Source organism: Mycobacterium sp. (assembly GCF_052144515.1).
In the GTDB taxonomy this organism is placed as follows: Bacteria; Actinomycetota; Actinomycetes; order Mycobacteriales; family Mycobacteriaceae; genus Mycobacterium.
Genome location: NZ_JBKQQD010000402.1, coordinates 63,938 through 80,624, shown reverse-complemented (window position 1 = coordinate 80,624; position 16,687 = coordinate 63,938). Strand labels below are relative to the sequence as shown.

Here is a 16,687-nt window from a genome sequence, read left to right as displayed (position 1 = left end):
TTGACCGCGCAACTGGCCCGCCGTCTGACACAGGTCGGAGAGCAGCCGTATCTCGCTCGCCGGCAGAACTGGGTTAACCAGCTCGAGCGGCACGCGCTGATGCAACCTGGCGCCCCAGCGCTGCGGTACCTGGGTCGGACAGTGACCTGGGCCGACCTGCGGCGTCGGGTTTCGGCGCTGGCCGATGCGCTGAGCCGCCGAGGGGTCGGTTTCGGGGACCGCGTCGTGATCCTGATGCTCAACCGTCCCGAGTTCGTCGAGTCGGTGCTGGCGGCCAACCTGATCGGGGCCATCGCGGTCCCGCTCAACTTCCGGCTCACCGCAGCCGAAATCGCCTTCCTGGTCGAGGACTGCGAAGCGCACGTGATGGTCACAGAAGCGGTGCTGGCTTCGGTGGCCACCGGCGTCCGCGACATCCAGCCGCTGCTGGACACGATCTTCGTGGCCGGCGGCCCCTCCGGCGACAGCGTGCTCGGCTACGAAGACATGGTCAACGAGCCCGGCAATCCGCCAGAGCCGGTAGACATCCCCAACGAGTCGCCGGCGCTGATCATGTACACCTCGGGCACCACGGGCCGTCCCAGGGGCGCCGTGCTGACCCACACCAACTTGACCGGCCAGACCATGAGTGGCCTCTACACCATGGGCGCCGACATCAACAATGACGTCGGCTTCATCGGGGTCCCGCTTTTCCACATCGCCGGAATCGGCAACATCCTCTCGGGGTTGCTGCTCGGCGTGCCCACCGTGATCTATCCGCTCGGCGCGTTCGACCCCGGGCAGTTGCTCGACGTGCTGGCCGCCGAGAAGGTCACTGGCATCTTCCTTGTTCCGGCCCAATGGCAGGCGGTCTGCGCCGAGCAGCAGGCACGACCCCGTGACCTGAAGCTGCGGGTGATGTCGTGGGGGGCCGCCCCGGCGCCGGATGCGCTGCTGCGGGAGATGTCGGCGGTTTTTCCCGGAACCCAGATACTGGCCGCATTCGGCCAGACGGAGATGTCGCCGGTCACCTGCATGCTGCTGGGCGACGACGCGATCCGCAAGCGCGGATCTGTCGGCAAGGTGATCCCGACCGTCGCCGCCCGCGTGGTCGACGAGGACATGAATGACGTGCCCGTCGGCGAGGTGGGTGAAATCGTCTACCGGGCACCGACATTGATGAGCGGCTACTGGAATAATCCGGAGGCCACCGCGGAGGCGTTCGCGGGCGGCTGGTTCCATTCCGGGGACCTGGTTCGGATGGACGAGGAAGGTTACGTCTGGGTGGTGGATCGCAAGAAGGACATGATCATCTCCGGCGGCGAGAACATTTACTGCGCCGAGGTGGAGAACGCGCTCGCCGACCATCCCGGCATTGTCGAGGTCGCCGTCATCGGGCGGGCTCACGAAAAGTGGGGCGAGGTGCCGATCGCGGTCGCGGCTGTAACGGATGACTACCTGCGACTCGAAGAGCTAGGTGAGTTCCTGACCGAGCGGCTCGCGCGCTACAAGCACCCCAAGGCGCTCGAGGTCGTCGACAGGTTGCCCCGCAACCCTGCCGGGAAGGTGCTCAAGACTGAACTACGGATACGCTACGGCAACACATAAGGAGGCCGAAAGCCATTCTGCGTGAATGGATTTAACGACAAGGAAGGAAATCTGACGGAATCAGTAACGTTTGCCTGCTGTTGACGAAGGGTTAATTGTGCGGATGCGGTTCACACGTGGACGGCCATCGGGTACATTCCTGTGGTCTCCGTTACTACTTGCGGGTAGGGAGCCGATGGTCACACACGTAGGGTCGGGGCAAGGAGGAGGCGTGCGACACGATCCGCCGAGGCGCCGCGATACATGGGGTGCCTGCGTGGGGGGGCAGCGGTGACCACGGATACGCGTCCGCACCTGGTCAGTTACTTCCGCGACCAACTGCAGACGCCACTGACACTTATCGGCGGCTTCTTCCGGATGTGCGTGCTGACCGGAAAGGCATTGTTCCGGCCGTTCGAATGGCGCGAGTTCATCCTGCAGAGCTGGTTCATCATGAGAGTGGCGTTTCTGCCGACCATCATGGTCTCGATACCGGTGACCGTGCTGCTGATCTTCACGCTCAACGTCCTGCTGGCCCAGTTCGGCGCCGCCGACCTCTCGGGGGCGACTGCGGCGATCGGTGCGGTCACCCAGCTTGGGCCGCTGGTCACGGTGCAGGTGGTGGCCGGCGCCGGGTCGACGGCGATCTGCGCCGACCTGGGCGCGCGCACCATTCGCGAGGAGATCGACGCGATGGAGGTGCTCGGCATCGACCCCATCCACCGGCTGGTGGTGCCCCGGGTGGTCGCCGCGACCCTGGTCGCCACACTGCTCAACGGCCTGGTGATCACCGTCGGCCTGGTCGGCGGCTACCTCTTCGGTGTCTACCTGCAGAACGTGTCGGGTGGCGCCTACCTCGCCACGCTGACCGCGATCACCGGCCTGCCCGAGGTGGTTATCACCATGGTCAAAGCCGCGACGTTCGGACTCATCGCCGGCTTGGTCGGCTGTTACCGCGGGCTGACCGTGCGCGGCGGCTCCAAAGGTCTGGGCACCGCCGTCAACGAGACCGTGGTGCTGTGTGTGGTCGCGCTATTCGCGGTCAACGTGGTGCTGACCACCATCGGCGTGCGATTTGGAACGGGTCACTGACATGGCGACATCTACCGTACTGCGCGCCCGCTTCCCGCGGGCCGCCACCAATCTGGACCGCTATGGCGGTGCTGCGGGCCGCGGACTGAACAAGGTCGGGCAGATGGCCTGGTTCGCGATGCTCAGCGTCGGGCAGATCGGGTACGCGCTGCGCCATTACCGAAGGGAGACGCTGCGGCTGATCGCCCAGATCGGCATGGGCGCCGGTGCGATGGCCGTTGTCGGCGGCACCGTCGCCATCGTCGGGTTCGTGGTGCTGTCCGGCAGCTCCCTGGTCGCCATCCAGGGCTTCACGTCGCTGGGAAACATCGGTGTCGAGGCGTTCACCGGCTTCTTCGCCGCCCTGATCAACGTACGCCTCGCCGCCCCGGTCGTCACCGGCGTCTCGCTGGCGGCCACCGTGGGCGCCGGGGCCACCGCCGAACTTGGCTCTATGCGGATCAGCGAGGAGATCGACGCCCTGGAGGTGATGGGCATCAAGTCGGTCGCGTACCTGGCGTCCACTCGGATCATGGCCGGGCTGGTGGTGATCATCCCGCTGTACGCGACGGCGGTGATCATGACGTTCCTGTCTCCGCAGATCACCACGACGGTGCTCTACGGACAATCGAACGGTACCTACGAGCACTATTTCCGGACATTCCTGCGCCCCAATGACGTCTTATGGTCGTTCGTGGAGGTCATCATCATCGCAGCGGTCGTGATGATCAGCCATTGCTACTACGGGTACACGGCCGGCGGCGGCCCGGTCGGCGTCGGCGAGGCCGTCGGCCGATCGATGCGGTTCTCGCTGATCTCGGGGCCGGTGGTTGTCTTGTGTGCCGCGTTGGCGTTGTACGGCGTCAACCCCAACTTCGCACTCACGGTGTAGCCGCCATGACGACACCGGCAAAGTACAACAAGCCACGAAACCCGCCGTACAAATTGGCAGCCGTGGGCGTGCTGATAGTCGCTGCGCTGGTCCTTTTCCTGGTCTATGGGCAGTTCCGGGGCAATTTCACACCCAAGAGCAAGTTGACGATGTACGCTTCTCGGGCTGGGTTGGTGATGGATCCGGGCTCGAAGGTGACCTACAACGGGGTGCAGATCGGCTTGGTCCGCAACATCACGGAGACCAGGCGTGACGGCAAGCCGGCGGCCAAATTCACCTTGGATGTGTATCCGAAGTACCTGTCGCTGATTCCGGCCAACGTCGATGCCCAGATCAAGGCGACCACGGTGTTCGGCGGTAAGTACGTCTCGTTGACCACGCCGAAAGACGCCAACGGGAACAGCATCGCCAAGGGGCATCTCACGCCGTCCACCCCGATTGACGCGACGGCAGTTACCACGGAGATCAATACGCTGTTCCAGACCATCACCTCCATCGCGGAGAAGGTGGATCCGGTCAAGCTGAACCTGACGCTGAGCGCGGCCGCGCAAGCGCTGGCCGGGTTGGGCGACAAGTTCGGACAGTCGATTGTCAACGCCAACGCGATCCTCGACAATGTCAACCCGCAGATGCCGCAGGCCCGTCACGATATCCAACAACTGGCGGCCCTGGGCGACACGTATGCCAACGCCTCGCCGGATTTGTTCGACTTCCTCAACAACGCGGTGATCACGTCGCGCACAATCAACCAGCAGCAAAAGGATTTGGACCAGGCGTTGTTGTCGGCGGCCGGATTCGGCAACACCGGCGCCGATATCTTCCAGCGAGGTGGGCCGTATCTGGCCCGTGGAGCCGCCGACCTGGTGCCCAGTGCCCAGGTGCTGGACACCTACAGCCCGGAGCTGTTTTGCACCCTGCGTAACTATCACGACATCGAACCCAAGGCCGCCGAGTTCCTCGGCGGTAACGGCTACTCGCTCAACAGCCACACGGCGCTGATATCGGGGTTGGGGCTCTTCCTTAACCCCGTCGCGGCGGTAGCCGCCATAGGCTCACTGTTCGGCGGGCTGGCCGGAGTGGTCGGCGGGGCACCGAATCCCTATATCTATCCGGAGAACCTGCCGCGGGTGAACGCCCGCGGTGGACCGGGGGGTGCGCCGGGTTGCTGGCAGCACATCACCCACGATCTATGGCCAGCGCCGGAGTTGGTGATGGACAGCGGCAACAGCATTGCGCCTTATAACCACCTAGACACCGGTTCGCCCTACGTCATCGAGTACGTGTGGGGCCGTCAGGTAGGGGATAACACGATCAACCCATGAAAATCACCGGGACCATCATCCGACTCAGCATCTTCTCCCTGGTGCTGCTGCTGTTAACTGTCATGATCATCGTTGTTTTCGGTCAGATCCGTTTCGACCGAACCAATGGCTACTCTGCGGAATTCAGCAACATCAGCGGGCTGCGGCAGGGCCAATTCGTCCGCGCCTCGGGGGTGGAGATCGGCAAGGTCAGTTCGGTAGAGCTGATCGACGGCGGCAAGCGGGTGCGGGTGAACTTCGCCGTCGACCGCTCGGTGCCGCTGTATCAGTCGACGACCGCACAGATCCGCTACCTCGACCTGATCGGCAACCGCTACCTGGAGCTCAAGCGCGGCGAGGGCGAAGGCGCTGACAAGATCATGCCGCCGGGCGGATTCATCCCGCTGTCGCGAACGTCGCCGGCGCTGGACCTCGATGCGCTGATCGGTGGGTTCAAACCCCTGTTCCGGGCGCTGGACCCGGAGAAGGTCAACACCATCGCGACGGCCCTCATCACCGTGTTTCAGGGTCAGGGCGGCACCATCAACGACATCCTCGACCACACCGCGCAGCTGACCGCGCAGATCGGCGAGCGTGACCAGGCGATCGGCGAGGTGGTCAAGAACTTGAACATCGTGCTGGACACCACGGTTCGGCACCGCCAGCAATTCGATCAGACCATCAACAACCTCGAGGTGCTGATCACCGGGCTGAAGAACCACGCCGATCCGCTGGCGGCCGGTACCGCGCACATCAGCAATGCCGCCGGAACGGTGGCCGATCTGCTGGCCGAAGACCGCGCTCTGCTGCATAAAACCCTCAACTACCTGGACGCGGTTCAGCAGCCGCTCATCGATCAGCATGATCAGCTGAACGACTTCCTGCACAAGGTGCCGACCGCGTTGAACCTGATCGGGCGTGGCATCGGCTCTTATGGAGACTTCGTGAACTTCTACGCCTGCGACATCACGCTTAAGATCAACGGGCTGCAGTCTGGTGGCCCCGTCCGCATTGTCCGGCTCTTCAACCAGCCGTCGGGTAGGTGCACGCCGCAATGAGAACGCTGGAACCTCCCAATCGGCTACACATCGGGCTCATGGGCATCCTGGTGATGCTGCTCGTCATCGGCGTGGGTCAAAGCTTCACCAGTGTTCCGATGTTGTTCGCCAGGCCCAGCTACTACGGGCAGTTCACCGATACCGGCGGACTCAACAAGGGCGACAAGGTGCGCATTGCCGGGATGGAGGTCGGCAGGGTCGAGGGGCTCGCGATCGACGGCGACCACATCTCGATCAAATTCTCGATCGGCACCAACACCATCGGCACCGAGAGCCGGCTGGCGATCCGCACCGACACCATCCTCGGTAAGAAGGTCCTCGAGATCGAGGCGCGGGGCAACCAGCCGCTACGGCCCGGAGCCAAATTGCCGCTGGGTCAAAGCACTACTCCTTACCAGATCTACGACGCGTTCTTCGACGCCACCAAGGCCGCTACCGGCTGGAACATCGACACGGTCAAGCAGTCGCTGCACGTGTTGTCGGAGACCGTCGATCAGACCTACCCGCACCTGAGCGCAGCGCTGGATGGTGTGGCCAAGTTCTCCGACACGATCGGCAAACGCGACGAGGAGATCAAGCATCTGCTCGCCCAGGCCAACCAGGTGGCCAGCGTCCTCGGTGACCGCAGCCAGCAGGTCGACCGGCTGTTGGTCAACGCGAAGACGCTGCTGGCCGCATTCAACGAGCGCGGCCAGGCCATCGACGCGTTGCTGGGCAACATCTCGGAGTTCTCACAACAGGTCAAGGGCCTGATCAACGACAACCCGAACCTGAACCACGTGCTGGAGCAGTTGCGCTCGCTCAGCGACATCCTGGTCCAGCGCAAAGATGACGTGGCTCGGGGGTTCACCGAGGTCGGCGCCTTCCTCCCGTCGTTGAATGAGGCGATCTCGTCGGGACCGTTCTTCAAAGTGGTCCTGCACAACCTGGCCCAAGGCCAGATCGTGCAGCCGTTCATCGATGCCGCGTTCAAGAGGCGTGGTCTCGACCCCGAAAACTTCTGGCGCGGCGCCGGGCTGCCTGCATACCGGTGGCCTGACCCCAACGGCACCCGGTTCCCCAACGGTGCGCCGCCGCCGGCGCCGCCGGTGCTGGAGGGCACCCCGGATCATCCGGGACCGGCAGTCGGGCCCGGGTCGCCCTGCTCCTACACTCCGGCGAATCCCGGCGGCAATGTCACCGTCGGGGACGACGGTCTGCCGCGGCCGTGGAATCCGCTGCCCTGCGCCGGTGCGACCATAGGCCCGTTCGGTGGCCCCGTCTTCCCGGCGCCGATCGACGTTCAGATTTCGCCGCCGGACCCGAACGGTTTGCCGCCCACGCCGGGCGTCCCGGGCGCCGCGCCTCCGGGCGCGCCGCCCCCGGACGCTCCGGGCACACCGGTGCCACTGCCCGACGCACCACCCGGCGCGCGCACCGCGCCGGTGCCACCGGCGCCGTTCTCGCTGCCGCCGGGGTTCCCGCCGGGTCCGCCCGCAGCGCCTGGGCCCGGGCCGCAGCTGCCGGCCCCGTTCATCAATCCGGGCGGCGCGGGGGGCAGCGGCGTGACGGGAGGTAGCCAGAATTGAGCACCATCTTTGATATCCGCAACCTGAGGCTGCCGAGGCTATCCCGCACGTCGGTGATTATCGGATCGCTGGTGGTGATCCTGGCCCTGGTCGTCGGGTATGTCGGCATCCGGCTGTACCAGAAGCTGACGAACAACACCGTGGTTGCCTACTTCCCTGCGGCGAATGCGCTGTATGCGGGGGACAAGGTCCAGATCATGGGCTTGCGGGTGGGCGCGATCGACAAGATCGAGCCGGCCGGCGACAAGATGAAGGTGACCTTCCACTACCAGAACAAGTACAAGGTTCCCGCCAACGCCTCTGCGGTGATCCTCAACCCCACCCTGGTGGCGTCGCGGACCATCCAGTTGGAGCCGCCCTACAAGGGTGGCCCGGTGATGGGCGATAATGCGGTGATCCCGGAAGAACGCACGCAGGTGCCGACGGAGTGGGACACACTGCGCAACAGCATCACCAACATCATCTCCAAACTCGGCCCGACAAAAGAGCAGCCGAAGGGTCCGTTCGGTGAGGTCATCGAGTCGTTCGCCGACGGGCTGGCCGGCAAGGGCAAGCAGTTCAACACGACGCTGAACAGCCTGTCGCAGGCGTTGACCGCGTTGAACGAGGGTCGTGGCGACTTCTTTGCGGTGGTACGCAGCCTGGCGCTTTTCGTCAACGCGCTGCACCAGGACGATCAGCAGTTTGTCGCGTTGAACCAGAACCTGGCTGAGGTCACCACGCGGCTCGCACACTCCGACAGCGACCTTGCCAATGCCGTGCAGCAGTTCGACGGTCTGCTCACCACGATTCGCCCGTGGCTCGCCAAGAACCGCGAGGTGCTTGCTCACGACGTCAACAACCTGGCCGACGTGACGAACACGCTGCTTCAGCCGGATTCCCTGAATGGGTTGGAGACCGCCCTGCACGTCCTTCCCACCGCGGCGGCGAACGTCAACCAGATTTACCACCCGACGCACGGCTCCGTTGTCGCCGTTCCCTCGATCACCTTCTCGAACCCGATGCAATTCATCTGCAGCTCGATTCAGGCCGGCAGCCGGCTCGGGTATCAAGAGTCCGCCGAACTTTGCGCGCAATATCTGGCGCCGATTCTCGATGCGATCAAGTTCAACTACTTCCCCTTCGGCTTGAACCTGTTCAGCACCGCCGAGACGCTTCCCAAGGAGGTCGCCTACTCCGAGCCGCGGCTGCAGCCGCCGAACGGGTACAAGGACACCACCGTCCCGGGGATCTGGGTGCCGGATACGCCGTTGTCGCACCGCAACACCCAACATGGCTGGATTGTCGCTCCGGGGATGCAAGGGCAGCAGGTCGGGCCAATCACGGCGGGCCTGATGACCCCCGAATCGCTGGCTGAACTCATGGGTGGCCCCAACATCGGGCCTGTTCAATCGACCCTGCAGACTCCGCCGGGACCGCCGAACGCCTACGACGAGTACCCGGTCGTGCCACCCGCGGGCTTGAACGCTCCGGTGCCAATACAGCCGCCGCCGCCGGGGCCGGACGTGATCCCTGGTCCCGTCGCTCCGACGCCTGCGCCAGTGTCGGCGCCAGCACCCAATGCCGGTGGCCCGCCGCTGCCCGCTGAGGCAGGAGCGGGCCAGTGAGGCGCGCGACGAGCGCGGTTCGTGCGAGGAGCAAGCCGAACCATTCGGCACTGCGGCGCGCGATGAGCGCCGCGGGCGCGTTGCGGGTGGCGAGGCTGATCCGCCGAAAGACCTGGCAGGGGCTGGTGCTGCTGGTGATCGCGTTGGTGGGAAGTTCATGTGGATGGCACGGAATCTCCAACGTGACGATCCCGGGGGGTCCGGGCAGCGGGTCGGGGGCCTACACCATCTATGTACAGGTGCCGGACACGCTGGCGATCAACGGCAACAGCAAGGTGCTGGTGGCGGACGTCTTTGTCGGCTCGATACGCGCCATCAACTTGAAGAACTGGGTGGCCACCCTGACGCTGGGTGTGTCCAAGAACGTCAAGCTACCGAAAAACGCGCTCGCCAAGATTGGCCAGACCAGTCTGCTGGGTTCTCAGCACGTGCAGCTGCTCGCACCGCCGAATCCGTCGCCGGAGCTGCTGAAGGACGGCGACACCATCCCGCTGAAGAATTCGTCTGCGTATCCCACTACCGAGCAAACACTGGCCAGTCTCTCGATGATCTTGCGCGGTGGCGGCATCCCGAACCTGGAAGCGCTGCAGAACGAGGTCTACAACATCTTCAACGGGCGAGGCGAGCAGATCCGCGCTTTCCTCGGCAAGCTAGACACTTTCACTGACCAGCTCAACCAGCAACGCGATGACATCACTCACGCGATTGACTCCACCAACCGGCTGCTGGTCTACGTCGGTCAACGGGCGGACGTCCTAGACCGGGTGCTGACCGACATCCCGCCGCTGATCAAACATTTCGCCGACACCAAAAACCTGCTCATCAACGCCGTCGATTCGATAGGACGGCTCTCCCAGGCCGCCGACCAGTACCTGTCGGAAGCACGCCCCAACCTCCATACCGACCTGCAATCGCTGCAATGCCCGTTGCGGGAACTCGGCCGCGGCTCCCCCTACCTAATCGGCGCGCTGAAGTTGATCCTCACCCAGCCGTTCGACATTGACACGGTTCCGAAGATATTCCGCGGCGACTACCAGAACATATCGCTGGCACTCGACGTGACCTACAGCGCCATCGACAACGCGTTCCTGACTGGTACCGGATTGTCCGGAGCTCTGCGCGCGCTCGAGCAATCGTTTGGGCGGGATCCCGAGACGATGATCCCCGACGTCCGCTACACGCCGAACCCGAACGACGCACCCGGCGGACCGCTGGTGGAAAGGGCGGAGAGAGGCCAATGCTGACTCCCTTCATCAGACGCCAGCTGATCCTGTTCTGCATCCTGACGGTGATCTCGATTTTTGTGCTGGGTGTGTACTACCTGCAGATTCCAAGCCAGGTGGGTATCGGCCGGTACACGCTTAAGGCCGAGCTGCCGGCATCGGGCGGTCTGTATCCAACGGCCAACGTGACCTATCGCGGCAAGACGATCGGCAAGGTCACCGACGTCGAGCCGACCGAACAAGGCGCCGAAGCGACGATGAGCATCGACAGCAACTACAAGATCCCGATCGATGCGACGGCGAACGTCCATTCGGTGTCGGCGGTCGGTGAGCAGTACCTGGACCTGGAGTCGAGCGGGAACCCCGGCAAGTACTTCTCCGAAGGACAAACCATCACCAAGGGCACGGTTCCCAGTGAGATCGGGCCGGCGCTGGACACCGCTAACCGGGGCCTTGCCGCGTTGCCCGCCGACAAGATCCCCGCGCTGCTCGACGAGACAGCACAATCGGTCGGCGGGTTGGGTCCCGCGCTGCAACGGCTGGTCGACGCGACCCAGGCGATCGTCGGTGACTTCAAGAACCAAATCAACGACATCAACGACATCATCCAGCACTCCGGACCGGTCCTGGACAGTCAGGTCAACTCAGGGGACGCAATCGAGCGGTGGGCGCGCAACCTGAACACCTTGGCCGCACAGACCGCGCAAAACGACCAGCACGTGAAAAGCATCCTGTCTCAAGCGGCACCCACCGCCGATCAGGTCAACGAGGTATTCAGTGACGTCCGAGATTCGCTTCCGCAGACGCTGGCGAACCTCGAGGTCGTGTTCGACCTGCTCAAGCGCTACCACAACGGCCTAGAGCAAGTGCTGGTGTTCCTGCCGCAAGGTGCTGCGATCGCCCAGACGGTGGCCGCGCCGTTCCCGCGCTACGCCGCACTCGACCTGGCGTTGTCGATCAACCAGCCGCCGCCATGTCTGACCGGCTTCATTCAGCCATCAGAGTGGCGGTCTCCGGCCGACACCAGCCTGCAGCCGCTGCCGAGCGGAACCTACTGCAAGATTCCGATGGACACGCCGGCCAACAGCGTGCGCGGATCGCGCAACATTCCGTGTGTTGATATCCCTGGGAAGCGGGCGGCCACGCCACGGGAGTGCCGCGACCCCAAGCCGTACGTCCCGCTGGGGACCAATCCCTGGTTCGGCGACCCGAACCAGCTCCTGACCTGCCCAGCGCCTTCGGCGCGCTGCGATCAGTCGGTGCGGCCAGGCATGGTGATCCCGGCACCGTCGGTCGACAACGGTCTGAACCCGGTACCGGCCAACAGGCTGCCGCCGGGGGGGTCAACACCGCCCCCGATCAGCGACCCGCTGCAACGACCCGGTTCGGGTACCGTGCAGTGCAACGGACAGCAGCCCAACCCGTGTGTCTACACTCCGAACGGGCCCCCCGCTGCGGTATACAGTCCCCAGAGCGGTGAACTGGTAGGGCCCGACGGAGTCAAATACTCCGTCGAAAACTCGACCAAAACAGGAGACGACGGATGGAAGGAGATGCTGGCGCCAATCGCCGGCTGAACCCCCCACCGATGTCGATGATCCGACGTCTGCGTAACCGGCGGCCAAAGATTCTTGAGGAATCCGATTCCGCAACCGAGCAGACAGATACAGCGGTGACGGCCGAGGATTCGGAAGAATCCGGGGCCGCGACTGAGCAGACCAGCCCCCCCGAGGTGACGGCCGAGGATTCGGAAGAATCCGAGGTCGGAACCGAGCAGAGCACCAAGGTGGCGGGCGAGGCCCCGGAAGAATCCGAGGCCACCGACGCTTTAGCCGACGCTGTGGAGACCGACGTCGAGCGTAGGCCGTCGCGTCTCGGTCGCGGGTGGGTGGCCGGCATCGCTGCGGCGCTTGTCTTGTTCGCCGGCGGCATCGGGGCCGGCGGCTACCTGGCGCTGCGGGCCCACCAGGAAAGCCAAGCTATAGCGCGCAATAACTCCGCGGCGCTGGAAGCCGCGAAGGTTTGTGTCGCGGCGACGCAGGCGCCAGACACGGGCGCGATGGCCGCCAGTGAACAGAAAATCGTCGACTGTGGCACCGATGTGTACCGCACCCAAGCCCTGCTGTACACCAGCCTCCTGGTGCAGGCTTATCAGGCTGCGAACGTACATGTTCAGGTGTCCGATGAGCGGGCGGCGGTCGAGCGCAACAACAGCGACGGTTCGGTCGATGTGCTGGTCGCACTGCGCGTCAAGGTGTCAAACGATCAGGCGCAAAACCAAGAAACCGGCTACCGCCTGCGGGTGAAAATGTCGCCCGTTGACGGCCAGTACAAGATTGCCAGACTCGACCAGGTGACGAAGTGACGGTGGTGGTCCCGGAAACTAACACCGAGATTCCGACCACGGAGGTCATCCCAGAGTCATCGCAGAATAGGTTGGCGCCGTGGCATGTTCGCGTCGGCGCGTTCGCCGTTGACGTCCTGCCGGGTATCGCCGTGGCGGCCACAATGGCATTGGTCTCTTTTACCGTGCCGCCGCGCGGCGTGTGGTGGTGGGTGAGCATTTCGGTTGCCGGGGTCGCCTTTCTGCTGGTGTTGGTCAACCGGTTGGTGCTGCCGACGGTCACCGGGTGGAGCTTGGGGCGCGCTGTCTGTGGAATTGCGGTGATAGGCCGCGACGGGGAAGCCCCCGGGCCGTGGCGGCTGCTGCTGCGGGACCTGGCCCATCTGCTCGACACCATGTCGTTATTCGTGGGATGGCTATGGCCGCTGTGGGATTCACGACGCCGGACTTTCTCGGACATGTTGCTGCGCACCGAGGCGCGACGCGTCGAACCAGAAGAGCGGCCGGGCAACGTTCGGCGGTGGACCGCGGCGGCGGTGCTGACGTGCGCGTGCGTGTGCGTAGCGGGCGCCGCGCTCAGCTACGCGGTGGTGTACTCCCGCGATCGGGCGATCGATCAAGCGCGCCAAGAGATTTCGATTCAGGGGCCCAAGATGGTCGCACAGATGCTGACCTACGACCCGAAATCTTTGCAGGACGATTTCGCGCGCGCCCAGGCGCTGGCCACCGACAAGTATCGGCCCAAATTGGTCGAACAGCAGGAGATAGTGAAGAAGGGCCACCCCGTCGTCAACGAGTACTGGCCGAACGATGCCGCGATTCAATCGGCGACGCCAGATCGGGCGACGATGCTGTTGTTCATGCATGGCCGGCGAGGCGAAGGGGGCGAGGAACGCTATATCACCGCAACCGTCCAGGTGAACTTCGCCAAGGGCGCGGACCAACGCTGGCGCGTTGACGACCTCACCGTGCTGGCCAAGCCGAAACCGCCCGGGAACGGAAAATGAGTCCGCGCCGCAAGTTTCGCCCCGGTGAGGAACCACTGCTCGTCGCGCACACCGCTCAGCCGCGGCGGCGGTGGGGGCTGCCGCTCGCCGCGACGGTCTCGGCGCTGCTCATGGCGGCGGCGGTCACAGTGTCCACGCTGATGCTGATCTCCCATCAATCCCGGGAGCGCACCGCGGCAAAGGACCGCGAAGTGCTCAGCTATGTCAGATGGTTCATGGTGGATTTCACGTCCATTGACCCGTATCACGCCAACGAATACATAGACCGGATTTTGGCCCAGGCGACCGGCGATTTCGCCAAGCAGTTTCACGACAAAGCGAACGAGATCCTGCTGCAGGTCGCTCGTGCCGAGCCGACCAGCGGTACGGTCCTCGACGCCGGCGTGGAAAGGTGGAACGACGATGGCAGCGCCAACGTGTTGGTGGCTACCGGGGTCACTTCGAAGTCGCCGGATGAAAAACAGGTGTTCGAGAACGCCAATCGTTGGACGGCAACCGCCAAGCAGGAAGGGAGTCAGTGGAAGATCAGCAACCTGCTGCAGGTGATCTGACCGTCGACCCGCCGGAGCAAGAGGACGCCTCAGAACAGCCTGAGCAGCCCGACGGTGATGCTGAGGCGGCCGCCGAAGACGCTGAAGACGTCGTGACGCGGACCAGGCGACCGGCCGGTAAGCGGATCGCCATCGCCGTCGCAATCGCGGCCCTGCTGTTCGTCGGCTCCGCGGCATTCGCGGGCGCGACCATGCAGCCCTACCTGTCCGACCGCGCCGTGGTCGCAACCAAACTGAAAGTGGCGCGCACCGCGGCCAACGCGATCACGACGCTGTGGACCTACACGCCGGAGAACATGGACACCCTGGCCGACCGGGCGGCGACGTACCTCAGCGGTGATTTCGCCGCCCAATACCGCAAATTCGTCGATGCGATCGTGGCCCCCAACAAACAGGCCAAGATAACCAACAGCACCGAAGTCACCGGCGCGGCGGTGGAATCGCTGGAAGGTCCGAACGCCGTCGCCATCGTGTACACCAACACCACGTCCACCAGCCCGCTGACCAAGAACGTTCCGTCGCTGAAATACCTGTCCTACCGGCTGATCATGAAGCGCGACAACGGCCGCTGGCTGGTGACCAGGATGACGACCATCACCTCACTGGACCTGACGCCTCACCTGTAGCGGGACCCCATGGCCGTTGCTTCGCCGGTATCGGACCGGTTGACCGTGATCGCGCTGTTGTTGCTGACCTTCGCCACGGGGCTGGCCGACGCGATCAGCATCCTGGTTCTGGGCCACGTGTTCGTCGCCAACATGACGGGCAACGTGATCTTCCTCGGCTTCTGGCTGGCCCCGCGGACCAACATCGACTTGACCGCCGTCGTGGTGGCGCTCCCGACCTTCGTCTGCACGACCATAATCAGCGGCCGGTTGTCCCGGCATTTCGGTGAGCGGGCGCGGCAGTGGATCACCACGGTGCTGGCTACCGAAATCGTGTTATTGCTGGCGTTGTCGATCCTGGCCGGCACCGGTGTGCTGCGCTACCACGACAACACCAAACTCATCATGATCGGCCTGCTCGCGGTGACCTTCGGGCTACAGCACTCCAGCGCCCGACAGTTCGGGATCCAAGAACTCTCCACCACCGTGTTGACGTCGACGATCGTCAGCCTCGGTCTGGACAGTCATCTGGCCGGTGGCACCGGCGTCCGCGAAAAGCTGCGCTTCAGCGTGGTTTTCACCATGTGCGCCGGCGCGTTTCTGGGCGCGACGATGTCGCGCTACGTCGTCGCGCCGGTGTTCGTGCTGACGGCGGCGGTGGTGGCGGTCAGTATGCTGATCTTCTGGCTTGGCCCGGCCGGTGCGAAAACCTAGGCGGCTGAGTGCTATTCGAAAATTAATTGAAGGCCAGCCAGCTGGGCAGCGCGCGCTCATGCGAATCGCAGAGGACCTGGCGGGTGTCACAGGATCCCCGTGGCGAGCCCGCGCCCGCCCACATGCCGCCGGTGTCGCGGCGCAGCACAATGGCCGACGACCCGCCGCCGTCGAGCAGGATCGCGGCATCGCTGCCCAGCCCGCGGAACAGGTCCTGGATGTTGTCCGGCGTGTAGCTGCCGCCCTCGAAGATGTACATCTCGTCTTTTTGCTTCGCATAGGCGAGGGCCGTTCGCGCCGCGCTGGGCCCGCCGTCGTTGAGCTGCCCCGTTCTGCTGGGGGACAACAGCCCGATCCCGGACACCGCGACGAATCTCTCGTTCTTGTTGAGCAGGTCCTGGATCACCGGAGTGGCGACGTCGTAATCTTGTGTGCCCTTGGGCCGCAACACATACGGCGCACCCCCCGAGGGAAGAACCATTGTGGTCAACGCGCTCCAGCTCTCGCCCCCGCCCGAAAGGCCTTGCTTGCCGGGGTAGGCGACCGTACCCGTCACCGCCTCGTTGCTGCGGCCCTGGCCGTGGGTGTTGTCCACAAACGCGCCGAGCGGTGAACTGCAACCGGTGGTGCGCCACGTGCCGCCCCTCTGCGGGCGTACGTCGAAGAAGTTCGCGTTGATCGCGATCGTCGGTTGCCCCATCCGCTGCCACGCCTGCAGCGGCGCGTAGACCTCGGAGGCCTGCATCAGCCCTTCGCCCGTGCGGGCTCCGGGATTGCTCTCGCAGCGTGCCTGGTCACCTTCGTGGGAGTCGACCAGTAGGTGCGGTGAAAGCCGTTCCGCCGCACTCTTGATGATCATCAGGTGCCCGCCGTTGTTCCCCTCATACCAGCTGCCGCCGGCGTTGAGCATCGGCATGGGGTGACCAGCGCCAAAGTTGTAGACCAGGTATGAACCCTGGGTGGTGCTGATGGCGCTCGCGAGCATCTCGCGCCCGTCAGCGGCGTGCGCGACCGGTTGGCCCGTGGTGATCGCGAGCGTCGCGCATACCGCCATCGTGGAGGCCACTGCCGAACACCAAGCCGCCAGCCGGCGCAAGCTGGCGATGGGGGGAAGCACGGTAGCCCTTTCAGCCCTGATGTAGATGCGACATGCCCAGCATCAGTCACATTGGCCACTCTG

Annotated in this window: 15 protein-coding genes; 14 read left to right on the top strand and 1 reads right to left on the bottom strand. The window is 64.4% G+C overall.

From position 1 onward, the window contains the following. The 14 genes from fadD5 to ACLP9N_RS26830 all read left to right on the top strand — a co-directional run bounded on the left by fadD5 (position 1) and on the right by ACLP9N_RS26830 (position 15,507). Complete coding sequence (fadD5, locus tag ACLP9N_RS26895; protein WP_442410240.1) at positions 1–1,587, top strand: fatty-acid--CoA ligase FadD5; 1,587 nt, start codon at positions 1–3, stop codon at positions 1,585–1,587. Between the two features lie 357 nt (positions 1,588–1,944). Further along, entirely contained in the window at positions 1,945–2,658 is a 714-nt protein-coding gene (locus tag ACLP9N_RS26890; RefSeq protein ID WP_442410259.1) for an MlaE family ABC transporter permease, read from the top strand. A 1-nt stretch (position 2,659) separates the two neighbouring features. Then, the gene (locus ACLP9N_RS26885; protein WP_442410239.1) at positions 2,660–3,529 is read left to right on the top strand and encodes an ABC transporter permease; all 870 of its coding nucleotides are present in this window, start codon (positions 2,660–2,662) and stop codon (positions 3,527–3,529) included. Between the two features lie 5 nt (positions 3,530–3,534). Further along, entirely contained in the window at positions 3,535–4,851 is a 1,317-nt protein-coding gene (locus tag ACLP9N_RS26880) for an MCE family protein (RefSeq protein ID WP_442410238.1), read from the top strand. Beyond that, positions 4,848–5,888, top strand: coding sequence for a virulence factor Mce family protein (locus ACLP9N_RS26875; protein WP_442410237.1), 1,041 nt, complete (start codon positions 4,848–4,850; stop codon positions 5,886–5,888). Before ACLP9N_RS26880 ends, ACLP9N_RS26875 begins: the two co-directional genes overlap by 4 nt. Next, a complete protein-coding gene (locus ACLP9N_RS26870) occupies positions 5,885–7,456 on the top strand; it encodes an MCE family protein (protein WP_442410236.1) in 1,572 nt (523 codons plus the stop codon). Before ACLP9N_RS26875 ends, ACLP9N_RS26870 begins: the two co-directional genes overlap by 4 nt. After that, complete coding sequence (locus ACLP9N_RS26865; protein ID WP_442410235.1) at positions 7,453–9,063, top strand: virulence factor Mce family protein; 1,611 nt, start codon at positions 7,453–7,455, stop codon at positions 9,061–9,063. Before ACLP9N_RS26870 ends, ACLP9N_RS26865 begins: the two co-directional genes overlap by 4 nt. Positions 9,064–9,125: 62 nt before the next feature. Next, positions 9,126–10,307, top strand: a complete 1,182-nt coding sequence (locus ACLP9N_RS26860; protein ID WP_442410258.1) for a virulence factor Mce family protein — start codon at positions 9,126–9,128, stop codon at positions 10,305–10,307. Beyond that, complete coding sequence (locus ACLP9N_RS26855; protein WP_442410234.1) at positions 10,301–11,863, top strand: MCE family protein; 1,563 nt, start codon at positions 10,301–10,303, stop codon at positions 11,861–11,863. The genes ACLP9N_RS26860 and ACLP9N_RS26855 overlap by 7 nt, the downstream gene beginning before the upstream one ends. Next, positions 11,830–12,651: an Mce protein gene (locus tag ACLP9N_RS26850; RefSeq protein WP_442410233.1), complete on the top strand. Its 822-nt coding sequence runs from the start codon at positions 11,830–11,832 to the stop codon at positions 12,649–12,651. The genes ACLP9N_RS26855 and ACLP9N_RS26850 overlap by 34 nt, the downstream gene beginning before the upstream one ends. Continuing rightward, the gene (locus ACLP9N_RS26845) at positions 12,648–13,637 is read left to right on the top strand and encodes an RDD family protein (protein WP_442410232.1); all 990 of its coding nucleotides are present in this window, start codon (positions 12,648–12,650) and stop codon (positions 13,635–13,637) included. Before ACLP9N_RS26850 ends, ACLP9N_RS26845 begins: the two co-directional genes overlap by 4 nt. Beyond that, complete coding sequence (locus ACLP9N_RS26840) at positions 13,634–14,188, top strand: mammalian cell entry protein (protein ID WP_442410231.1); 555 nt, start codon at positions 13,634–13,636, stop codon at positions 14,186–14,188. Before ACLP9N_RS26845 ends, ACLP9N_RS26840 begins: the two co-directional genes overlap by 4 nt. After that, a complete protein-coding gene (locus ACLP9N_RS26835; RefSeq protein ID WP_442410230.1) occupies positions 14,155–14,814 on the top strand; it encodes a mammalian cell entry protein in 660 nt (219 codons plus the stop codon). The genes ACLP9N_RS26840 and ACLP9N_RS26835 overlap by 34 nt, the downstream gene beginning before the upstream one ends. Positions 14,815–14,859: 45 nt before the next feature. Continuing rightward, positions 14,860–15,507 carry a YoaK family protein gene (locus tag ACLP9N_RS26830; protein ID WP_442410257.1) on the top strand — a complete coding sequence of 216 codons (648 nt, stop codon included), beginning with the start codon at positions 14,860–14,862 and terminating at the stop codon, positions 15,505–15,507. 22 nt (positions 15,508–15,529) lie between these two features. Here ACLP9N_RS26830 and ACLP9N_RS26825 read toward each other — a convergent pair whose 3' ends face one another. Further along, positions 15,530–16,651: a phosphodiester glycosidase family protein gene (locus ACLP9N_RS26825; protein ID WP_442410256.1), complete on the bottom strand. Its 1,122-nt coding sequence runs from the start codon at positions 16,649–16,651 to the stop codon at positions 15,530–15,532. Positions 16,652–16,687 lie beyond the last annotated feature (36 nt).

Bases quoted from the DNA above. Each gene is read 5' to 3' on its own strand.
- ACLP9N_RS26890 (WP_442410259.1), top strand. From the start codon at position 1,945: ATGTGCGTGCTGACCGGAAAGGCATTGTTCCGGCCGTTCGAATGGCGC.
- ACLP9N_RS26885 (WP_442410239.1), top strand. From the start codon at position 2,660: ATGGCGACATCTACCGTACTGCGCGCCCGCTTCCCGCGGGCCGCCACC.
- ACLP9N_RS26880 (WP_442410238.1), top strand. From the start codon at position 3,535: ATGACGACACCGGCAAAGTACAACAAGCCACGAAACCCGCCGTACAAA.
- ACLP9N_RS26875 (WP_442410237.1), top strand. From the start codon at position 4,848: ATGAAAATCACCGGGACCATCATCCGACTCAGCATCTTCTCCCTGGTG.
- ACLP9N_RS26870 (WP_442410236.1), top strand. From the start codon at position 5,885: ATGAGAACGCTGGAACCTCCCAATCGGCTACACATCGGGCTCATGGGC.
- ACLP9N_RS26860 (WP_442410258.1), top strand. From the start codon at position 9,126: ATGAGCGCCGCGGGCGCGTTGCGGGTGGCGAGGCTGATCCGCCGAAAG.
- ACLP9N_RS26855 (WP_442410234.1), top strand. From the start codon at position 10,301: ATGCTGACTCCCTTCATCAGACGCCAGCTGATCCTGTTCTGCATCCTG.
- ACLP9N_RS26850 (WP_442410233.1), top strand. From the start codon at position 11,830: ATGGAAGGAGATGCTGGCGCCAATCGCCGGCTGAACCCCCCACCGATG.
- ACLP9N_RS26840 (WP_442410231.1), top strand. From the start codon at position 13,634: ATGAGTCCGCGCCGCAAGTTTCGCCCCGGTGAGGAACCACTGCTCGTC.